Below are 17,947 nucleotides of genomic sequence, written 5' to 3' on the forward strand. Positions count from 1 at the left end.
ATCGTACTGCGAGCTGCGTCTGCCTCGGTTCAGTCGAGGACCGGCAGCAGGTCCGGCAGGTGGCCGTCCGACGCGGCCGCCGCCCGCCGCCGTTCCTCCGGGACCTCGCCGTAGAGCGTGGTCCTCGGCTTCGCCGGGCGTCCGGCCGCCGCCGCCACCGCGACCAGGTCCTCGACGGACTTGTACGAGCCGTAGGAGGAACCCGCCATGCGGGAGATCGTCTCCTCCATCAGCGTGCCGCCGAGGTCGTTCGCGCCGGAGCGGAGCATTTCGGCGGCGCCCGCCTCGCCCAGCTTCACCCAGCTCGTCTGGATGTTGGGGATCCAGGGGTGCAGGAGGAGGCGTGCCATCGCCGTGACCGCCCGGTTGTCCCGTACGGAGGGGCCGGGCCTCGCGATGCCCGCCAGGTACACCGGGGCGTTGGTGTGGATGAAGGGGAGCGTCACGAACTCGGTGAAGCCACCGGTCTGCTGCTGGATACGGGCCAGGGTGCGCAGGTGGCCCAGCCAGTGGCGGGGTTGGTCCACGTGGCCGTACATCATGGTCGACGAGGAGCGGATGCCCAGTTCGTGGGCCGTCGTCACGACCTCGATCCAGGTGGCCGTGGGCAGCTTGCCCTTGGTCAGGATCCAGCGGACCTCGTCGTCGAGGATCTCCGCCGCCGTCCCGGGGATGCTGTCCAGGCCCGCCGCCCTGGCCTCGGCGAGCCACTCGCGGATGGACAGGCCGGTGCGGCTGGCGCCGTTGACGACCTCCATCGGGGAGAAGGCGTGCACGTGCATGCCGGGGACGCGTTCCTTCACCGCGCGCGCGATGTCGAAGTAGGCCGTGCCCGGCAGGTCGGGGTGGATGCCGCCCTGCATGCAGACCTCCACCGCGCCGACGTCCCAGGCCTGCTGGGCCCGGTCGGCGACCTGGTCCAGGGACAGGGTGTAGGCGTCCGCGTCGGTGCGGCGCTGGGCGAACGCGCAGAAGCGGCAGCCGGTGTAGCAGACGTTGGTGAAGTTGATGTTCCGCGTCACGATGTACGTGACGTCCTCGCCCACCACGGACCTGCGGACGTCGTCCGCGATGCCGCACAGCGCGTCCAGGGCCGGGCCGTCCGCGTGCAGCAGCGCCAGCGCCTCGTCGTCGGTGAGCTTCGTCGGGTCGTCGGCGGCCGTGCGCAGGGCCTGCCGTACGTCCGTGTCGACGCGCTCCGGGGCCATGCCGGGGGCGGCCGCCTCGCGCAGGGCGCCCCAGTCGCCGTACACCTCGTCGAAGTCGCCGCGGCGGTCGGCGGTGCGGCCGTCGGTGTCGATGGTGCGGTGCAGGTCGGTGCGGCCGGTGGCGGTGAAGGCCTCGTCGGGCTCCTGCCAGGGGCGGCCCTCGGCCACCGTGTCCGGGCGGGCCAGGCCCGTCGCGGGGTCGGCCAGGGCGCGGACGTGCGGCAGCAGCCTCGGGTCGAGCCAGGGCTCGCCGCGGGTGACGAACTCCGGGTAGACGCAGAGCCGTTCGCGCAGTTCGAAGCCGGCCGCGGCCGACTTCTCGGCGAGCTGCTCGATCCGGGGCCAGGGGCGCTCGGGGTTGACGTGGTCGATGGTGAGCGGGGAGACACCGCCCCAGTCGTCGATACCGGCGCCGATGAGCCGTTCGTGCTCCGCGTCCACCAGGTTGGGCGGGGCCTGGAGGCAGGCGGACGGGCCCATGATGTGCCGGGCGACGGCCACCGTGGCGACCAGCTCGTCGAGTTCGGCGTCGGGCATGCCGCGCATGGCCGTGTCCGGCTTGGCGCGGAAGTTCTGGATGATCAGTTCCTGGATGCCGTGGTGGGCACGGGCGATCCTGCGCAGCGCGAACAGGGACTGGGCGCGCTCCTCGTACGTCTCGCCGATGCCGATCAGGATGCCGGAGGTGAAGGGGACGGAGGAGCGGCCGGCGTCCTCAAGCACCCGCAGTCGTACGGCCGGTTCCTTGTCCGGGGAGCCGTGGTGCGGGCCGCCGGGCTCGGACCAGAGCCGCTCGGCGGTCGTCTCCAGCATCATGCCCATCGACGGGGCGACGGGCTTGAGGCGCTGGAAGTCCGTCCACGTCATGACGCCCGGGTTGAGATGGGGCAGCAGTCCCGTCTCCTCCAGGATGCGGACGGAGACCGCGCGTACGTAGGCGATGGTGTCGTCGTAACCGTGCGCGTCCAGCCATTCACGCGCTTCCGGCCAGCGGTCCTCCGGCTTGTCGCCGAGGGTGATCAGGGCTTCCTTGCAGCCGAGTTCGGCGCCTCGGCGGGCGATGTCCAGGACCTCGTCGGGGGACATGAACATCCCGTGCCCGGCGCGGCGCAGCTTGCCGGGCACGGTGACGAACGTGCAGTAGTGGCACTTGTCCCGGCACAGCCGGGTGAGCGGGATGAAGACGCTCTTGGAGTAGGTGATGACGCCGGGGCGGCCTGCGGCCTCCAGACCGGCGTCCCGCACCCGGGCGGCGGAGGCGGCGAGGTCCTGGAGGTGCTCGCCCCGGGCCTGGAGCAGCACCGCCGCCTCGGCGACGTCGAGCGCGACCCCGTCCCGGGCACGTTTGAGGGCGCGACGCAGGGAGTTCTCGGTGGGACCGGTTCCGGAGGTCGCGGAAGTCGTCATCCTTCGAGCATAGGCTCGTGCTGATCAACGGGCTCAGACGCGGCTACGACTACTCGGTGTCCTTCGGGTGGCTGGGGGACGCGTAGACCAGAAGCACAGTGCGGCGAGCCTCGTCCACGAGATACCGCACACGCCCTCCCGCCGTCACCTCGTATTCCCACTGGGGATATCCGCGGCCACCCAGGTTGCCCGTTGCAAGGCGCCCGCGCAGGCGGTGCTGCCTGTCGGGGTCAGCGCGCGACGTGGGATCGCGGCGCAGCGCTGCGTAGCAGCGCCGCGTGTTTCCCGGTGCCTCGGCTCCCAGCTCGCCCCAGCCTTTGGCCGCGTCGTTCGTCGCGAACCGCAGGCGCCATTCCTGGTCCACCGGGGGCGGCGCGACATCGTCGCCGCGCTTGGGGCTCATGGCGCGACCACCTCACCGTGGTCCTCATCGGGCAAGCGGCGCGTCAGCTGTGCGGTCAGGTCGGGGTCGGCGAGGATGCGGGCCGTCGCCCGCCACTCGACGACCACCCGGTGGAGGTTGGCGTGGACGTCCAGTTGCGCGGCGTCGTAGGTGGCGTCGACGAGTTCGTCCACGAACTGCCGCAGTTCGTCGGCCGACAGGTGACGGGCCCATGGGAAGACCGTGGGCAGCGCCCGCACTATGGCCCGTGCACCACCGTCAGTGCCGATGAGAGCGCCGAGAAGCCTGGCCGTGATGTCGGCCGTCTCCTCACGCTGCTGATCACGTCGCGCCGTCGTGAGGTACAGGTCCTCTCCGTCCCTACGTGTGATGTGCACACGCTGGGCCCGGTCGAGTGTGTCGGCGACGCGCTTCGAGTTCTTCGAGAGCTCCGAGAACGAGACCGTGGGTGTGGACATGACCCCACGGTACTTCGGAATGTGTTCCGAAGTCCACTGCTGCGCTCGGAGGGCCAGCCGCGGGGGCACTCCCGTCGTGACGACCGCCGCCGCTGCGCCTACGTTGGGAGGCGTGACCTTCGCTAGTGGTGCCGGGGGCGCGGACGGCGGGCGGGTGACCCGGACGATCCGGGGCACGATGGCGCCGGGCGCCCCCGACTACGTGTACGTTCCCGTCGACGTCCCGGACGGGGTGCGGGAGATCGGGGTCTCGTACACCTACGACAGGCCGGCCGTGCCCGCCGGAACCCCCGGCAACGCGCTGGACATCGGGATCTTCGACCAGCGCGGCACAGAGCTGGGCGGCCGGGGGTTTCGAGGGTGGTCGGGCGGGGCGCGGTCGGAGTTCTTCCTCCGCGCGGACGACGCGACGCCGGGCTACATCGCCGGGCCGGTCGACGCCGGTGTCTGGCACATCGCGCTCGGGCCCTACACGGTCGCCCCGCAGGGCCTGTCGTACGAGCTGACGGTCCGCCTGACCCACGGCGCGCCCGGCGCCGCCGTACCCCCGTCGTACCCGCCGCAGTGGGCCAGGGGGCGAGGGCGGGCCTGGTACCGGGGGGACTGCCACATCCACTCCCGGTACTCCGACGGCAGCCGCACCCCGGCTGAGATCGCGGCGCAGGCCAGGGCGGCCGACCTGGACTTCATCAACAGCTCCGAGCACAACACCCACGCCGCCCACGCGCACTGGGCGGACCTGGCCGGCGACGACCTGCTGATCATGCTGGGCGAGGAGGTGACGACGAGGAACGGCCACGTCCTGGCCCTCGGCACCGACCCCGGCACCTTCGTCGACTGGCGCTACCGGGCACGGGAGGACCGCTTCGGCCGCTTCGCCCGCGAGATCCGCCGCGCGGGCGGCCTGGTCGTGCCCGCCCATCCGCACGCCGGCTGCGTCGGCTGCGCCTGGAAGTTCGGCTTCGGCGAGGCGGACGCGGTGGAGGTGTGGAACGGCCCCTTCACCCCTGACGACGAGACGGCTGTGGCCGCGTGGGACGCCACGCTGGTGGCGGCGGCACGGGAGGAGCGACGCTGGCTGCCCGCGATGGGCAGCAGCGACGCCCACCGGCCACCGGACTCCGTGGGCCTGCCCCAGACGGTCGTCCTGGCCGACGACCTCACCCGGGAGGCGGTCCAGGACGGCATCCGCGCGGGCCGCTCGTACGTCGCCGAGTCCGCGAACGTGTCACTCGCCTTCACCGCGACGGGGGCCGGGGGCGAGCGGGCGGACATCGGGGAGCGGCTCCGGGTGGCCTCGGACTCCCCGGTGACGGTCCGCCTGGAGGCCTCCGGCGTGCCGCGCTGCTCGGTCCGGCTCGTGACCGACCAGGGGGCGCTCCTCACCAGCGAGCCGTTCCCGGTGTCGGGCTCGGGGGTCGTCGAGTGGATCACGACCCCGGCGTACGCGGCCTACGTGCGCGCGGAGGTGCGTCACGAGACGGCGGTGGGCCCGCTGCCCGGCGTGATGGCGGCGCTCACGAACCCGGTCTTCCTGGGGACGGGCGCGCACGGCTGAGTGGCGGGTGCGCGCGCGGACGACCGCCGGATGTCCGTACGGACGACCGCCGGATGCCCGCATGGACGGCCGTCGGATTGCGCGTGCGGACGACCGCGCGGATGCCGTCGGATGCCCGTGCGCGCCCCGCCGCGGCGGCAGAGAGCGTGCGAAGAGGATGTGTGGGGCTTGTGTCGTGGGAAACGCGGCGCTGTGATCGCGGTCTCGGGAGCTGACGCATCTGCCGTGAACAAGGCAAACTGGCTCCGATTGTTGACGGTGCGACAGGGGGCCAGGGGGAAGCAATGGAAGGTGTACCGCGGGTGCCTGAGCAGCGGCGTGCCGAGCAGTCGGCGACACTGCGCTTCAGCGTGCTCGGCCCGGTGCGCGCCTGGCGCGGTGAGCAGCCCGTCCCCACCGGCTCCCCGCAGCAACGCGCCCTGCTGGCCGCGCTGCTGCTGCGCGAGGGACGCACCGCGACCGCGGCCGAGCTGATCGACGCGCTGTGGGGCGAGGAGCCGCCGTCGCAGGCGCTGGCGGCGGTGCGGACGTACGCCTCCCGGCTGCGCAAGGCGCTGGATCCCGGGGTGCTGGTCAGCGAGTCCGGCGGATATGCCGTGCGCGGGCCGGGCGAGGGCGCGCTGGACCTGGCCGAGGCGCAGGAGCTCGCGGCCCGCGCCGAGAAGGCCCGGTCGGCCGGGGACCTGTGCCAGGCACGCGAACTGCTGCGGCGGGCGCTCGCCCTGTGGGACGGGGAGCCGCTGGCCGGCGTGCCCGGTCCGTACGCGGAGGCGCAGCGCGTGCGCCTGGAGGAATGGCGCCTGCAACTCCTCGAGTCCTGCCTGGACATGGACCTCGAACAGGGCTGCCACGCGGAGGCCGTCTCGGAGCTGACGGCGCTGACGGCGGCACACCCGCTGCGGGAACGGCTGCGCGAGCTGCTGATGCTGGCGCTGTACCGCAGCGGCCGGCAGGCGGAGGCGCTGGCGGTGTACGCCGACACCAGGCGCCTGCTGGCGGACGAGCTGGGCGTGGACCCCCGCCCCGAACTGCGCGAACTGCAACAGCGCATCCTCCAGGCCGACCCGGCCCTCGCCGAGCCGTCCTCCCCGGCGGCCGAACCGGCGGTGGTCGCGGTGCGCCCGGCACAACTCCCGGCGACCGTTCCGGACTTCACGGGCCGCAGCTCGTTCGTGGCCGAGCTGAGCGAGGTACTGGCCTCGGCCGAGGGACGGGTGATGGCCGTGTCGGCGCTGGCCGGGATCGGCGGCGTGGGCAAGACGACGCTGGCCGTCCACGTGGCCCACCAGGCGCGGGCCGCCTTCCCGGACGGCCAGCTGTACGTGGACCTCCAGGGGGCCGGCTCGAGGGCGGCCGAACCGGAGACGGTACTCGGCTCCTTCCTGCGCGCCCTCGGCACGGCGGACACGGCGATCCCCGAATCCCTGGAGGAGCGGGCGGCCCTGTACCGCTCGGTCCTCGACGGCCGCCGGGTGCTGGTCCTGCTGGACAACGCGCGGGACGCTGCCCAGGTGAGGCCGTTGCTGCCGGGCACCGACGGCTGCGCGGCCCTGGTGACGTCCCGCGTACGGATGGTGGACCTGGCGGGCGCGCACCTGGTGGACCTGGACGTGATGAGCCCGGACGAGGCGCTGTCCCTGTTCACGAGGATCGTGGGCGAGGAGCGGGTGGCGAGCGAGCGCGAGGCGGCCCTGGACGTGGTGGCGGCGTGCGGTTTCCTGCCGCTCGCCATCCGGATCGCGGCCTCCCGCCTCGCGGCCCGCCGCACCTGGACGGTCTCGGTCCTGGCGGCGAAACTCGCGGACGAACGCCGCCGCCTGGACGAACTCCAGGCGGGCGACCTGGCGGTGAAGGCCACGTTCGAGCTGGGCTACGGCCAGTTGGAGCCTGCGCAGGCCAGGGCGTTCCGCCTGCTGGGCCTGGCCGACGGCCCGGACATGTCCCTGGAGGCGGCGGCGGCCGTCCTGGACCTCCCGGTGGACGACACGGAGGACCTCCTGGAGTCCCTGGTCGACACGTCCCTCCTGGAGTCGGCGGCCCCCGGCCGCTACCGCTTCCACGACCTGGTCCGCCTCTACGCCCGCGCCTGCGCGGAACGCGACGAACACCCGCCGGGCGAGCGGGAGTCCGCGATGTCGCGGCTGCTGGACTTCTACCTGGCCACGGCAGCCGGCGTCTACGCGATCGAACGGCCGGGGGACCGACTGGTGGATCACCTGGAACCAACGGCGTTCCCGGGCTTGCGGTTCAGCGATCGCCGTGCGGCACGCGACTGGCTGTACGCGGAGGCCGACTGCCTGTTGGCCTGTGTGCGTCAGTCGGTCGGCAACAGCGGGCTGCGCCGAGCCGTCGATCTCCTCTGGGCCGCGAAGGACCTGGCCGAGTCCGGCGCGAACGGCCTCGGCTACGGAGCAGCCGCGACAGCGGCCCGCGAAGCCGCGCAGACCCGCGATGACGCCCGTGCCGAGGCCAGGGCGCGCATCACGCTGACCGAGGCACATCTGGTGGCCGGTCGCTTCGCGCAGGCCGACGAAGAGGCCAAGCATGCGGCATCGTTGATCGCCGACTTCGGCGACGCGGCCCTGAACTGCTGGGTCCCGAATCACTGCGGCGTGATCGCGGTCTATCGGAACCGCCACGACGAAGGCGCCGCCTTCTTGCAGCAGGCCATCACCAACTTCCGCCTGGACGGCAACCTGGCGGGCGAGGCAAGCGCCCTGTGCAACCTCTCCCGGTCACACCTCGCCCTGGGAGACACCGCCAGCGCCATCGACCTCGCACAGCAGGGCGTCGACATCTACGACCGTCTGGGTCACACGCTGCGCGGTGCGAACGGGCGCTACGCTCTCGGGCTCGCACTGGCGCAGGCCGAGGAACTCGACGAGGCGGCGGAGCAGTTCACCCAAGCGCTCGGCGGCTTCCGCGAAAGCCGACAGCGACTCTGGGAGGGCATGACGATCTTCCGCCTCGCCGAGGTGGGTCTCGCCACGAACAAGCCGGCGCCGGCCGCGGCCCTCGCAGAGCAGTCCCTCGCCCTACTGCGGGGGATCGGCGGCGACTGGCGTCTCGGCAACGTGCTGACCCTGCTGGGAAAGGCACTCCATCAGGTCGACCAGGTCGACCGCGCCAAAGCCTGTTGGCACGACGCGCTGTCGCTCTACGAGGCACTGGGGGCTGCCGAGGCGGACGAAGTCCAGGAACTGCTTCTTCCCACGCGCACTGCCCAAAGCGTCCGTTGAGGCGTTCATCGTTTGTTTATGCCCTTACGGCACTCTCGTCCTGTCAAGCCGTCGCGTCGGGGGGCAGACGGCTCGCATCGGGCCCGCCACTAGGGTGAGCGGTCCCTACCAGTCCGTCCGGCGGCCCTCGGGGGAGTCGCCGGGCGGGCCTCACGACCACAGAGCCACAGGAGTTGAACAACGATGGCGGAAGCGAAGAAGTCCGACGGCACCGTCAAGCCGCTCGACACCCACATCACCGACGCCCCGCTGAAGGACGGCACCGTCAAGCCGCTCGACACCCACATCACGGACGCCCCGCTGAAGGACGGCACCGTCAAGCCGCTCGACACCCACATCACCGACGAAAAGGCCTGATGGCCTCAACCAACGGGGGATCGGCCGCGGTGGCACCGAGGGGGAGCCGCCGCGGCCGAAGTGTGTTCGGGGGCGGTCAGTTCCTGGGGGCGGCCGTGGGGTCCGTCTCGCAGCGGTCGACCGAAAGCAGGTAGCTCTCGCCGAGCTTGATCTCGGTGGTCGCCCTGCCGTTCGCGGGGACCGGGACCGTGGGGGACGAGTTCTTCAGGAGCAGGGTTCCGTCGGCGTCGTAGAAGGTGATCCAGGCCTGGAACTCGGCCTTGGTGTCGTTGAGGTTGGCGATCTCGACGGTCGCGTACGGACGCTTCCGCGACGCGCAGCTGATCAGCCTCACCGTGGCGTCCCGCAGGTCGCGGCCCTTGCCCGTGCCGCTGGTGGTGGGCGTGGAGCGGTAGCCGGGACGGCGGTTGTAGGTCCCGCCGGTGCCACCCGTGTCGCTGGTGCCGCTGGTGCCGCTGGTGCCGTCGTCGGCCGAGTCGCCGGACGAGCCGCCGTAAGAACCACCGTACGAGCTATCGGACGAACCACCGGACGAGCTACTCGACGTCGAACTGTCGTGGTCCTGGCTCGAGTTGCTGCAGCCGCCTCCGCCACCGCCGCCGTGCCGGCCGTGGCCGTGACCGTGGCTTCGGGAGAAGCCCGTCAGGGCGAGCACCACTACCACCGACACCGCCGTGAACCTGATCCTGCGCCCCCGCGTCTGCATGCGATCACCCTAACGGCGCAACGCCGGCCCGCCGGGACTCACCTGGCGACGGGCCCGTACGCGGAGTAGCGTCCTGTGCGTGGGCGGTGACCGAGCACCGCTGACCTGGACCGGCGGCCGTCGTCCGAGACCCCTTCCGTGTATCCCGTACGACGGCCGTCACCCCACCGCCCCGGCGCGGGGTCAGGTGGTGCGGGCGGTGCCCGTCCCCTTCTCCGCGTCCAGGGCGTACACGCAGCGGTCCTTGCTGCACGCGTACACGACCCCGTCCCTGACCACCGGGGAGCCGGTGATCTCGCCGCCAGTGGCCAGCTTCCAGCGCAGCCGGCCGTCGTCGGCCTTGAGCGTGTACAGCAGGTGGTCGGTGGAACCGAAGTGGATGCGGCCCTCGGCGACGGCCGGGGAGCCGACGATCTCGCCGCCCGCCTGGAAGCGCCACTTGGGCGTTCCGGTGACCGCGTCCAGGGTGTACAAGCCCCTGCCGCTGCCGACGTGGACGTGCCCGCCGGCGACCAGGACCGGCGCGACGGAGGCCCGGGACTCGGTGGCGATGCGCCAGCGGTCGCGGCCGTCGGTGGCGTCGAGGGCGTAGACGGTGCCGAGGTAGTCGGCGAGGTAGACGCCGCCGCCGCTCACCGTCGGGCCCGGCGCGAAGGCCGGCGGGCAGAGGAAGACCGCGGGGGCCTCGAAGTGCCAGCGGACGTGGCCGCTCGCCACGTCCACGGCGAGCACACGGGTGCCGGCGCAGACGTAGACGTAGCCGTCGGGGGCCGGGGTGACCCGCACCGGCACGCCGCCGCAGGAGGCCGCGTCGCCGATCGGGTAGGACCAGCGCTCCTCGCCCGTGCGGGCCTCCAGGGCGCGCAGGCGGGCGTCCTGCCAGACGTACACCGTGCCGTCGTGGACGACGGGGCCGGCCTCGGGTGACTCGAAGTCCGTCTGGCAGCCGTTGGTCTCCCACAGCTTCTGGCCGCCGGTGGCCTCCCAGGCCTGGACTCCCCCGCCGCGGGTGCCGGTGACGACCGTGCCGCGGTCGGCCTTGAGGGAGTACACCCAGGAGTCGGTCTGCACCCGCCACAGATCGGCGCCCCCGCGGGCGTCCAGGGCGAACAGGGTGGGCCCGTCGGAGGCGTGGACCCGGCCGTCGGCGACCGCCATGGACCAGGCCACGTCGCGGGTCTTGAAGCGGCGGCGGCCGGTGGCCACGTCCAGGGCGTGCACCTCGAAGGAGGTCACGTAGACGAGGTCGTCGGCGACGGACGGGGTGCCCCAGACGTCGTTGGACATGCGGAAGCGCCACGGCCGCCACCCGGCCGGGGTCTCCGGCGGCACCGGCGCCGGCGGCACGACCGGCACGACGGGGTCGGCGCCGTTGACGCCGGGGTGCGGTCTGGACCAGGTGGCGGCCAGGCCCGCCTCGGGCGGGGGCGCCTTGACGGCGGCGGCGCGGGCGTCGGCGACGCGCGGCCCGGGTCCGATCGGCACCTGGGCGCCGGCCAGCCGCACGGGACCGGAGTCGGGGACGCCCACCGGCGCGGGCGCGGACGGCGCCGGGACGGCGGGGCTGTGCGAGGGCGGGGGCGGTACGGGGACCGAACCACCACCGCGCGGACCGGGCGCGGCGGGCTGCACGGCCAGGCGGCCGCCGCGGCGGGACTCGATCAGGCCGACCGCCGGCTCGGGCAGCCAGGCCGAGGCCGTACCGCTGTCGTCGGAGCCGGAGCCGAACAGATGGGGGGCGAGCTGGGCCTGGAGGTCGGCCGGCTTGGGCCGGGCGGTGGCCTCCATCTCCATGCAGGAATCGATCAGCGGACGCAGCTCGTCCGGGAGCCCTTCCAGGTCGGGGTCCTCGCGCAGCAGCATGAAGACCGTCTCGACGGGGTTGGCGCCGTGGAAGGGCGGGTGCCCGGTGGCGGCGAAGACCAGCATCGAGCCGAGCGAGAAGACGTCGCTGGCGCCGGTGACGCTACGGGAGTCCTTGGCCTGCTCGGGGGACATGTACGCGGGGGTGCCGACAGCGACGTTCGTCATGGTCAGCCGGGTGTTCGAGACACCGGAGGCGATGCCGAAGTCGATCACGCGCGGCCCGTCCTCGACGACGAGGACGTTGGACGGCTTCAGGTCACGGTGGACGAGCCCGGCGCCGTGGATGGACTGGAGCGCCTCGGCGACGCCCGCCGCCAGCCAGCGCACCGCCTGGGCCGGGAGGGGACCGCACTCGGTCACTATCTCCTCGAGGGAGGGCGCGGGGACGTAGGCGGTGGCCAGCCACGGCACGGCGGCGCGCGGGTCGGCGTCGACGACCGCGGCCGTGTAGAAGCCGGAGACCGCCCGCGCGGCCTCCACCTCACGTGTGAAGCGGACCCGGAACAACTGGTCCTCGGCCAGCTCGGTCCGGACCGTCTTGATCGCCACGCGCCGCCCGGACGCCGAGCGCGCGAGATAGACCAGCCCCATGCCGCCGGCACCCAGCCGTCCCAGCACCTCGAACGGCCCGATCCGCCGAGGGTCGTGCTGCGTCAGCTGATCCACCACTTGCCTGCCACCTCCCCGTACGAGCCGCGCCACCCACATATGTACGCGACCGACGTGCAGCGTCTCACCACCGCACCGCCTTGGCGGCACGCACCCTGATTCTTCCTGTCCGGCGCACAGGTTGCGAACCCGGCGACACATCGGGATGTCATGCCGCAAAACCCCCTCTTCCCGGCCGGGGAGCGGATTTCACCTCTCCAGCAGGGCGAAGGACGCCCCCTGATTGTCGGCGACGACGGCGACGGTTCCGTACGACGTCCCGAAAGGCGGCACCTGCACCCGCCCGCCGAGCCGGGCGACCGTGCCGAGGGCGGCCTCCATCCCGGCGACCCGGAAGTGAACGAGGAAGTGCGGCGGCATCTCGGGTGGAAAGACCTCAAAGACGGCGGACCGGCCGAATTCGGGCTCGGCGCCCGGCCCGAACAGGGCGTCGCGGAACAGTCCGCCGTAGAAGACGTTCGCGGCCTCGATATCGCGGGCGTACAACTGGGCCCACACGAAGGTGCCCGGCTCGCGGCGCCTGCCGAAGCCCTGGTGGCTGTCCGGCTGCCACAGCCCGAAGACCGCACCCTCGGGATCGGCGGCGAGGGCGGCCGTGCCGAGGCACTCGACCCGGGTGGGCGGGGTCACGACCTGCCCGCCGGCGGCCCGGATCCGCTCGGCCAGCGCCCGGACGTCCGGGGTGGCGAAGTACACGGTCCAGACGGTGGGCATCCGGCCGTCCGTCTTCGGTGAGAGCGCGGCGACGGGCTCCCCCTCCAGCCGGGCCGGTACGGATCCGCCGTACGTCTCCTCCGCGAAGCTCCACCCGAAGAGCGCACCGTAGAACCGCTTGCCCGCCTCGACGTCGGGAAGCTGCGCGTCCACCCAGCAGGGGACGCCCTCCGTGCTCGCGGATGCCCTGTTTTCGGCCATGTCGCCAAACTAGCCGGGTCACGCGCGACCCGCAGACCAGGCACACCAGCCCCTTTGAGCGCATGCACCCCATTTGCAGTCGGCCGAATCGCGCTCCGATCACTGCTCGGTAAGCTGACGACATGACAGGACAAGTGCGTACCGTCGACGGCCGCGTGGCCGGTCGACGTGGGCAGGCGACCCGGCAGAAGCTGCTCGACTGCCTCAGCGAGATGCTCAGCTCCTCCCCCTACCGGGACGTCAAGGTCATCGATGTCGCCAGGAAGGCGGGCACTTCGCCCGCGACCTTCTATCAGTATTTCCCTGACGTCGAAGGCGCCGTTCTGGAGATCGCGGAGCAAATGGCCGCCGAGGGCGCCGGTTTGGCCGGACTGCTCGAGGGCCGGTCGTGGACCGGAAAGGCCGGCTGGCAGACGGCGCAGGAACTCGTGGACGGGTTTCTGGAGTTCTGGCGCCACAACGACGCCATCCTGCGCGTGATCGATCTCGGTGCCGCCGAGGGCGACAAGCGCTTTTACAAGATCCGTATGAAGATCCTCAACTCAGTGAACAGCACCCTGACGGACACGGTCACCGAACTCCAGTCCAAGGGCCGGGTCGACAAGGACGTGAATCCGGCGGCGATCGCCGGTTCGCTCGTCGCGATGCTCGCGGCGGTGGCCTCGCACCAGAAGGGCTTCGTCTCGGGGGTGAAGCAGGCCGATCTGAAACCGAACCTTGCGCTGCTGGTCCACCTGGGCGTCACCGGCAAGAAGCCGACACGATAGCCCGCGCCCCGGCCTCGGAGTCCCTCCAGGCCCCAAGTCCTGTCAGGCAGGCGGCGGTCCACCCGAGTGGACCGCCGCCTGTTGCGCTGTGGGGAATGATTGCCCAGCGGGGCCCAGGGCGTCCTAGTGCCGGTCGAGCCAGATCACGATGCCCGTCAGGTCGTGGAGCACGGCCGCGACGCCCGCGCTGACGGCGGCCGCGCAGCGCGCGGCGGTGAACGACTTCGGGTCGTACGTCGAGGACATGCCGAGCCCCTCGCCGCGGAACGACGCACCCGACCAGTCGACGGCCGTGACGTTGTGGGTGGGTTCGGCCAGTTCCGCGCCGACGACCAGGAACTGCTGCGACAGATGGCTCGCGGTGACCACGGCGAGCGGGTCGACGAGATCGTTGCCCGCGCTGATGACGAGGTCGGGGCCCATGTCGATGGCCCTGGTGATGGCGGGGACGAGGTCGTGGGGGCCGCCGGCGGCCACCGTCCTGAGGTCGACGTGCTCGCTCGCGGCCCAGTCCTCGACCGCTGCCGCCAGGGCCCTGGTCGGACGGTCGTCGCCCGCGGTGAGCAGCACCACGCGGTAGCCCTTCGGCGGGTGGACCTGCTGCCAGGAACCGGGCCGCGGCGTGACCGTGGCCTCCGGGGTGGGTGGGGCGGAGGGGTCGGTGAAGCCCGCGCCGAGCATGCCGACGGCGGTGGGCTTGGGGTGCGGCCGTGACCAGTCGTCGCCGGAGCCGCATCCGGCGACCAGCGCGGCGGCCGCGGCCAGCGTGGCAACGGCGCGAAGCGGGGAGCGCAAGGCGATCGTCCTCCGAGTGATGAGGGGTGCGCCGTCATCCTCCCCTCCCGATCGCCGCGGATCGCCTCCGCGCGGGCGGTTGCGGGGCTTGTTTCTCAACGGTTCGCCGACGGGCCCGAGTTTGTTCACCGATGACATGCACCGTGCACGGGATACCTCAAGGAGCCACCATGTCATCACGGGTCCGCCGCGCACTCGTCGGAATCACCGCGGCGGTGATCGCTTTCCTCGGCGTCGGGCAACCTGCCTCCGCGCACGGGTTCTCGTCGGTCGTGTACGTCCACGTCACCGGCGGCGACGGCGGTCGCATACGCACGGTGCTGGAGTTGGAGTACGACCTCTTCGTCGTGTCCGCCGCCGACTTCGAGCACGACGATCCGCTCTTCCAGGTGGGCACCGCCGCCTTCGAGGCCGAGGACGCCAAGGCACAGGCCGCGGCGCTCGAGTCCCACACCGAGTCGGCCTTCGCGTACGTCACCAAGCGCTTCTCGGTCGGCTCCGGCGGCACGGCCTGCACACCGTCCCGGGCCGGTGACTTCACGATCGGCCGGCAGGAGGGCGTGCCGTACGCCGTCATGCCGCTCGAGTGGTCGTGCGCCAAGCAGGGCGACCCCGAGGTGCGCAGCGCGCTCTTCCCCGACTCCGAGGGCTACGTGCGCGGCACCCGGACGATCGCCACCTACGACCTGGCGGGCCTGTCGGGCAGTGCGGCGCTGGACGCCGGCCACCCTTCCTTCTCGATCGGTCAGTCGGGGTACGAGCGGTTCTGGGAGTTCTTCCGCCTGGGCGCCGAGCACCTGCTGACCGGTGTCGACCACATCCTGTTCCTGCTGGCGCTCATCGCCGGGTCCCGCCGGCTGCGGGAGATCGTGCTCGCGGCCACGAGTTTCACCCTGGCCCACTCGGTGACGTTCCTGCTCGCCGCCCTCGGCCTGGTGCACGTGCCGGAGCGGATCGTGGAGCCCGTCATCGCGCTGTCGATCGCCGTCGTCGCCGGCTGGCACCTGTGGCGGCTGCCGCGGCGCGGCGACGACCGGGCCGCCCTCCACGACACCGCCGGGGACGGGCCGTTGGGCCTGGACCGGGCCGGATGGCTGCGCCTCGGGGTCGTGTTCTGCTTCGGGCTCGTGCACGGTCTGGGTTTCGCGGGGGCCCTGGGGATCGACGAGCCGTGGTCGTGGACCCTGCTGTGGTCCCTGCTGGTGTTCAACGTCGGCATCGAAGCCGTGCAGTTGGGGATCATCGTGCTCGTCTTCCCGCTTCTCGCGCTGCTGCGCCGCCGGGCGCCGAGGGCGGGCGCGTGGGCGACGGGCACGCTGTGCGCGGGGGTGGCCGCCATGGGTCTGGTGTGGTGCGTGCAGCGGGTGCTCGAGGGCTGAGAACAGCCCAGGTCTAGCGGGAAGTTCAGCTGATCCCTAGATCGCATTTGCGATTGATTTACCAAATCCAGAGACCTTGTTGGCCTCCATTCCCTGCACCTTCGTGCACCTAAGGAACGAGTCTGATGATTTCGAGACCCTCCTCGCAGTCCTCCGGGTCTGCGCGGCGCCGGGTGGCCACGGGTGCCGCCGCGGCATTCCTGGGCCTGACCGTGGCCCTCGGCAGCGGCCTGGCCTCCCCCGTCCAGGCAGCCGAGACCGGCACGTTCACCGGCATCATCCTCGGCGTCGGCGCCAACGAGTCCCAGCGCACCGTGACCTGGTACTCCTCGGCCGACACCACGCAGAAGGTCCAGCTCGCCCCGACGGCGCAGCTCGACAACGGAGAGTTCCCGGCCTCCGCCACCACCTTCGACGCCCTCGGCGGCGAGAACATCTCCACCAGCGGCGGCTACAACCGCCACGCCACCCTCACCGGCCTCCAGGAGCACATGGCGTACTCCTACCGGGTCGGCTCCGAGGGCGACTGGTCCCCGACGTACTCCTTCAAGACGCAGGACTACAAGGGCGACTACGACTTCCTGTTCTTCGGCGACCCGCAGATCGGCTCGTCCGGCAACACCGCGAAGGACCAGGCCGGCTGGCAGAACACCCTGGACGTCGCGCTCGGGGCCAACCCGGACGCCGAGCTGCTGGTGTCGGGCGGTGACCACGTCGAGACCGCCAACACCGAGTCGCAGTGGGACGCCTTCCTCGCCCCCGACCAGCTGCGCCAGTACCCGTGGGCCGCCACCATCGGCAACCACGACGTCGGCGGCAAGGCGTACGAGCAGCACCTGTACACGCCGAACACGGACCGCTCGGCGCCGCTGTACTCCAACGGCCAGCCGAGCTCCAACACGTCCGGTGGCAACTACTGGTACATCTACAAGGATGTGCTGTTCATCGACATCAACAGCAACAGCTACGCCACCAGCCAGGGCGGCGGCGGCGACGCGGCGCACATCGACTACGTCACGGACGTCATCAACAAGCACGGCTCCGAGGCCAAGTGGAAGGTGCTCGTCTTCCACCACGCGATGTACTCGCCGGCCTCCCACGCCAAGGACGCCGACGCCAAGGTGCGCCGCAACGACCTCCCGGCGGCCTTCTCCAAGCTCGGCGTCGACCTGGTGCTGGCCGGCCACGACCACGCCTACTCGCGCAGCTACCTGCTGAAGAACAGCGCGAAGCAGAACAAGGACGAGAAGCCCGGCGCGGCCGACGTGTACCCCGGTCCCGGCGGTGTGCTGTACGTGACGGCCAACTCGGCCTCCGGCTCGAAGTACTACGGCATCACCAAGCCGGACAACAGCGGCACCACCGGCGACGGCAACGGCGCGGACCCGCTGAACCCGGACAACTACTGGTACAACTCGGTCCAGAACCAGGAGAACGTCCGCACCTACGTCAAGGTCAAGGTGCGCAACGACAAGCTGGTCGTCGAGAACGTCCGCAGCGGCACCTGCGAGGCGCCGAACGCGTCGGTGGAGCTGGGCCAGGTCTCCTGCACCAACACGCCCTCCGGTCAGCCGGTCGGCTCGCTCGTCGACAACGTCACCGTGCACCCGTACCACGGCAGCGGCCAGGACATCCAGGTGAACGTCCCGAACGCCGCCCCGGGCGAGTTCGGCTGGACGATCGACGGCTACAACGGCCTGGTGGACCTCGGCACCGCCAAGGACCACGACGGCGACTACTTCCAGGCCGACGGCAAGATCAACCCGATCCTCGTGTCGGACAGCCGCCGCTCGCTCGCCCCGTGGTCGATCTCGGCCAGCGTGGGTGACTTCAAGGACGCCGACAAGGTGTTCTCCGGTGGCTACCTCGGCTGGACGCCGAACGTGCTCCAGGAGGGCGCCGGCGCCAAGGCCAGCGGGGAGGTGGCCTCCGGCTACGACGGCGGCGCCGGTCTGTCCGTCTCGCGCGGGCTCGGCTGGGCCGACCAGGGCCACCCCAAGGGCAAGGCCAAGCTGGGCGCGGACCTGGATCTGAAGATCCCGGGCAGCGTCGACAAGGGCGCCTACCGCGCCACCCTCACGATCACTGCGCTGAGCAGCTGACCGTAACCGCTTGACCTGGGGGGTGGGGGGGGCCCCGTTTCCCCCCCCCCCCCCCCCCCCCCCCCCCCCCCCCCACCCCCCCCCACCCCCCCCCACCCCCCCCCCCCCCCCCCCCCCC

The 17,947-nt window shown here is 71.9% G+C and carries 13 protein-coding genes; 6 read left to right on the plus strand and 7 right to left on the minus strand.

What is annotated here, in order from left to right; translation table 11 throughout:
• Positions 1 to 29 precede the first annotated feature (29 nt).
• The 3 genes from ACTYVM_RS17035 to ACTYVM_RS17045 are packed head-to-tail and all read right to left on the minus strand — an operon-like array spanning position 30 to position 3,476.
• Complete coding sequence (locus tag ACTYVM_RS17035) at positions 30 to 2,615, minus strand: bifunctional FO biosynthesis protein CofGH (RefSeq protein WP_445526697.1); 2,586 nt, start codon at positions 2,613 to 2,615, stop codon at positions 30 to 32.
• A 49-nt stretch (positions 2,616 to 2,664) separates the two neighbouring features.
• Positions 2,665 to 3,018 (minus strand): hypothetical protein, encoded by a 354-nt coding sequence (locus tag ACTYVM_RS17040; protein ID WP_445526698.1) that lies wholly within the window; start codon positions 3,016 to 3,018, stop codon positions 2,665 to 2,667.
• The gene (locus ACTYVM_RS17045; RefSeq protein ID WP_445526699.1) at positions 3,015 to 3,476 is read right to left on the minus strand and encodes a prevent-host-death family protein; all 462 of its coding nucleotides are present in this window, start codon (positions 3,474 to 3,476) and stop codon (positions 3,015 to 3,017) included. Before ACTYVM_RS17045 ends, ACTYVM_RS17040 begins: the two co-directional genes overlap by 4 nt.
• Before the next feature lie 19 nt (positions 3,477 to 3,495).
• Between ACTYVM_RS17045 and ACTYVM_RS17050 the strand changes: the two genes are divergently transcribed.
• The 3 genes from ACTYVM_RS17050 (at position 3,496) to ACTYVM_RS17060 (ending at position 8,630) form a co-directional block, all read left to right on the plus strand.
• Positions 3,496 to 5,034 (plus strand): CehA/McbA family metallohydrolase, encoded by a 1,539-nt coding sequence (locus ACTYVM_RS17050; protein WP_445526700.1) that lies wholly within the window; start codon positions 3,496 to 3,498, stop codon positions 5,032 to 5,034.
• Positions 5,035 to 5,318: 284 nt separating this feature from the next.
• Positions 5,319 to 8,273, plus strand: coding sequence for an SARP-family global regulator AfsR (gene afsR / locus ACTYVM_RS17055; protein ID WP_445526701.1), 2,955 nt, complete (start codon positions 5,319 to 5,321; stop codon positions 8,271 to 8,273).
• Between the two features lie 183 nt (positions 8,274 to 8,456).
• Entirely contained in the window at positions 8,457 to 8,630 is a 174-nt protein-coding gene (locus ACTYVM_RS17060; protein ID WP_400032576.1) for a hypothetical protein, read from the plus strand.
• Positions 8,631 to 8,706: 76 nt separating this feature from the next.
• Here the strand turns inward: ACTYVM_RS17060 and ACTYVM_RS17065 are convergent, their stop codons facing one another.
• From ACTYVM_RS17065 to kbpA, 3 genes are all read right to left on the minus strand, one after another.
• Positions 8,707 to 9,336 (minus strand): hypothetical protein, encoded by a 630-nt coding sequence (locus ACTYVM_RS17065; protein ID WP_445526702.1) that lies wholly within the window; start codon positions 9,334 to 9,336, stop codon positions 8,707 to 8,709.
• A gap of 183 nt (positions 9,337 to 9,519) precedes the next feature.
• Positions 9,520 to 11,871, minus strand: coding sequence for an outer membrane protein assembly factor BamB family protein (locus ACTYVM_RS17070; RefSeq protein ID WP_445526703.1), 2,352 nt, complete (start codon positions 11,869 to 11,871; stop codon positions 9,520 to 9,522).
• A 189-nt stretch (positions 11,872 to 12,060) separates the two neighbouring features.
• Entirely contained in the window at positions 12,061 to 12,786 is a 726-nt protein-coding gene (gene kbpA / locus ACTYVM_RS17075; protein WP_445526704.1) for an AfsK-binding protein KbpA, read from the minus strand.
• A 134-nt stretch (positions 12,787 to 12,920) separates the two neighbouring features.
• Between kbpA and ACTYVM_RS17080 the strand changes: the two genes are divergently transcribed.
• Positions 12,921 to 13,553: a TetR family transcriptional regulator gene (locus ACTYVM_RS17080; RefSeq protein ID WP_445526705.1), complete on the plus strand. Its 633-nt coding sequence runs from the start codon at positions 12,921 to 12,923 to the stop codon at positions 13,551 to 13,553.
• 123 nt (positions 13,554 to 13,676) lie between these two features.
• Here the strand turns inward: ACTYVM_RS17080 and ACTYVM_RS17085 are convergent, their stop codons facing one another.
• The gene (locus ACTYVM_RS17085; RefSeq protein ID WP_445526706.1) at positions 13,677 to 14,348 is read right to left on the minus strand and encodes a type 1 periplasmic-binding domain-containing protein; all 672 of its coding nucleotides are present in this window, start codon (positions 14,346 to 14,348) and stop codon (positions 13,677 to 13,679) included.
• Between the two features lie 170 nt (positions 14,349 to 14,518).
• Here ACTYVM_RS17085 and ACTYVM_RS17090 point away from each other — a divergent pair, with 170 nt between their 5' ends.
• Both ACTYVM_RS17090 and ACTYVM_RS17095 read left to right on the plus strand, forming a co-directional pair.
• Positions 14,519 to 15,727, plus strand: coding sequence for a HupE/UreJ family protein (locus tag ACTYVM_RS17090; protein ID WP_445526707.1), 1,209 nt, complete (start codon positions 14,519 to 14,521; stop codon positions 15,725 to 15,727).
• A gap of 125 nt (positions 15,728 to 15,852) precedes the next feature.
• Positions 15,853 to 17,829, plus strand: coding sequence for a purple acid phosphatase family protein (locus tag ACTYVM_RS17095; RefSeq protein WP_445526708.1), 1,977 nt, complete (start codon positions 15,853 to 15,855; stop codon positions 17,827 to 17,829).
• Positions 17,830 to 17,947 lie beyond the last annotated feature (118 nt).

It is taken from the genome of Streptomyces cyslabdanicus (genome assembly GCF_052663305.1).

Excerpts from the sequence above, each read along its gene's own strand:
- ACTYVM_RS17035 (WP_445526697.1), bottom strand. The coding sequence starts at position 2,615 with ATGACGACTTCCGCGACCTCCGGAACCGGTCCCACCGAGAACTCCCTG.
- ACTYVM_RS17040 (WP_445526698.1), bottom strand. The coding sequence starts at position 3,018 with ATGAGCCCCAAGCGCGGCGACGATGTCGCGCCGCCCCCGGTGGACCAG.
- ACTYVM_RS17045 (WP_445526699.1), bottom strand. The coding sequence starts at position 3,476 with ATGTCCACACCCACGGTCTCGTTCTCGGAGCTCTCGAAGAACTCGAAG.
- ACTYVM_RS17050 (WP_445526700.1), top strand. The coding sequence starts at position 3,496 with ATGTGTTCCGAAGTCCACTGCTGCGCTCGGAGGGCCAGCCGCGGGGGC.
- afsR (WP_445526701.1), top strand. The coding sequence starts at position 5,319 with ATGGAAGGTGTACCGCGGGTGCCTGAGCAGCGGCGTGCCGAGCAGTCG.
- ACTYVM_RS17060 (WP_400032576.1), top strand. The coding sequence starts at position 8,457 with ATGGCGGAAGCGAAGAAGTCCGACGGCACCGTCAAGCCGCTCGACACC.
- ACTYVM_RS17065 (WP_445526702.1), bottom strand. The coding sequence starts at position 9,336 with ATGCAGACGCGGGGGCGCAGGATCAGGTTCACGGCGGTGTCGGTGGTA.
- kbpA (WP_445526704.1), bottom strand. The coding sequence starts at position 12,786 with ATGGCCGAAAACAGGGCATCCGCGAGCACGGAGGGCGTCCCCTGCTGG.
- ACTYVM_RS17090 (WP_445526707.1), top strand. The coding sequence starts at position 14,519 with ATGTCATCACGGGTCCGCCGCGCACTCGTCGGAATCACCGCGGCGGTG.
- ACTYVM_RS17095 (WP_445526708.1), top strand. The coding sequence starts at position 15,853 with ATGATTTCGAGACCCTCCTCGCAGTCCTCCGGGTCTGCGCGGCGCCGG.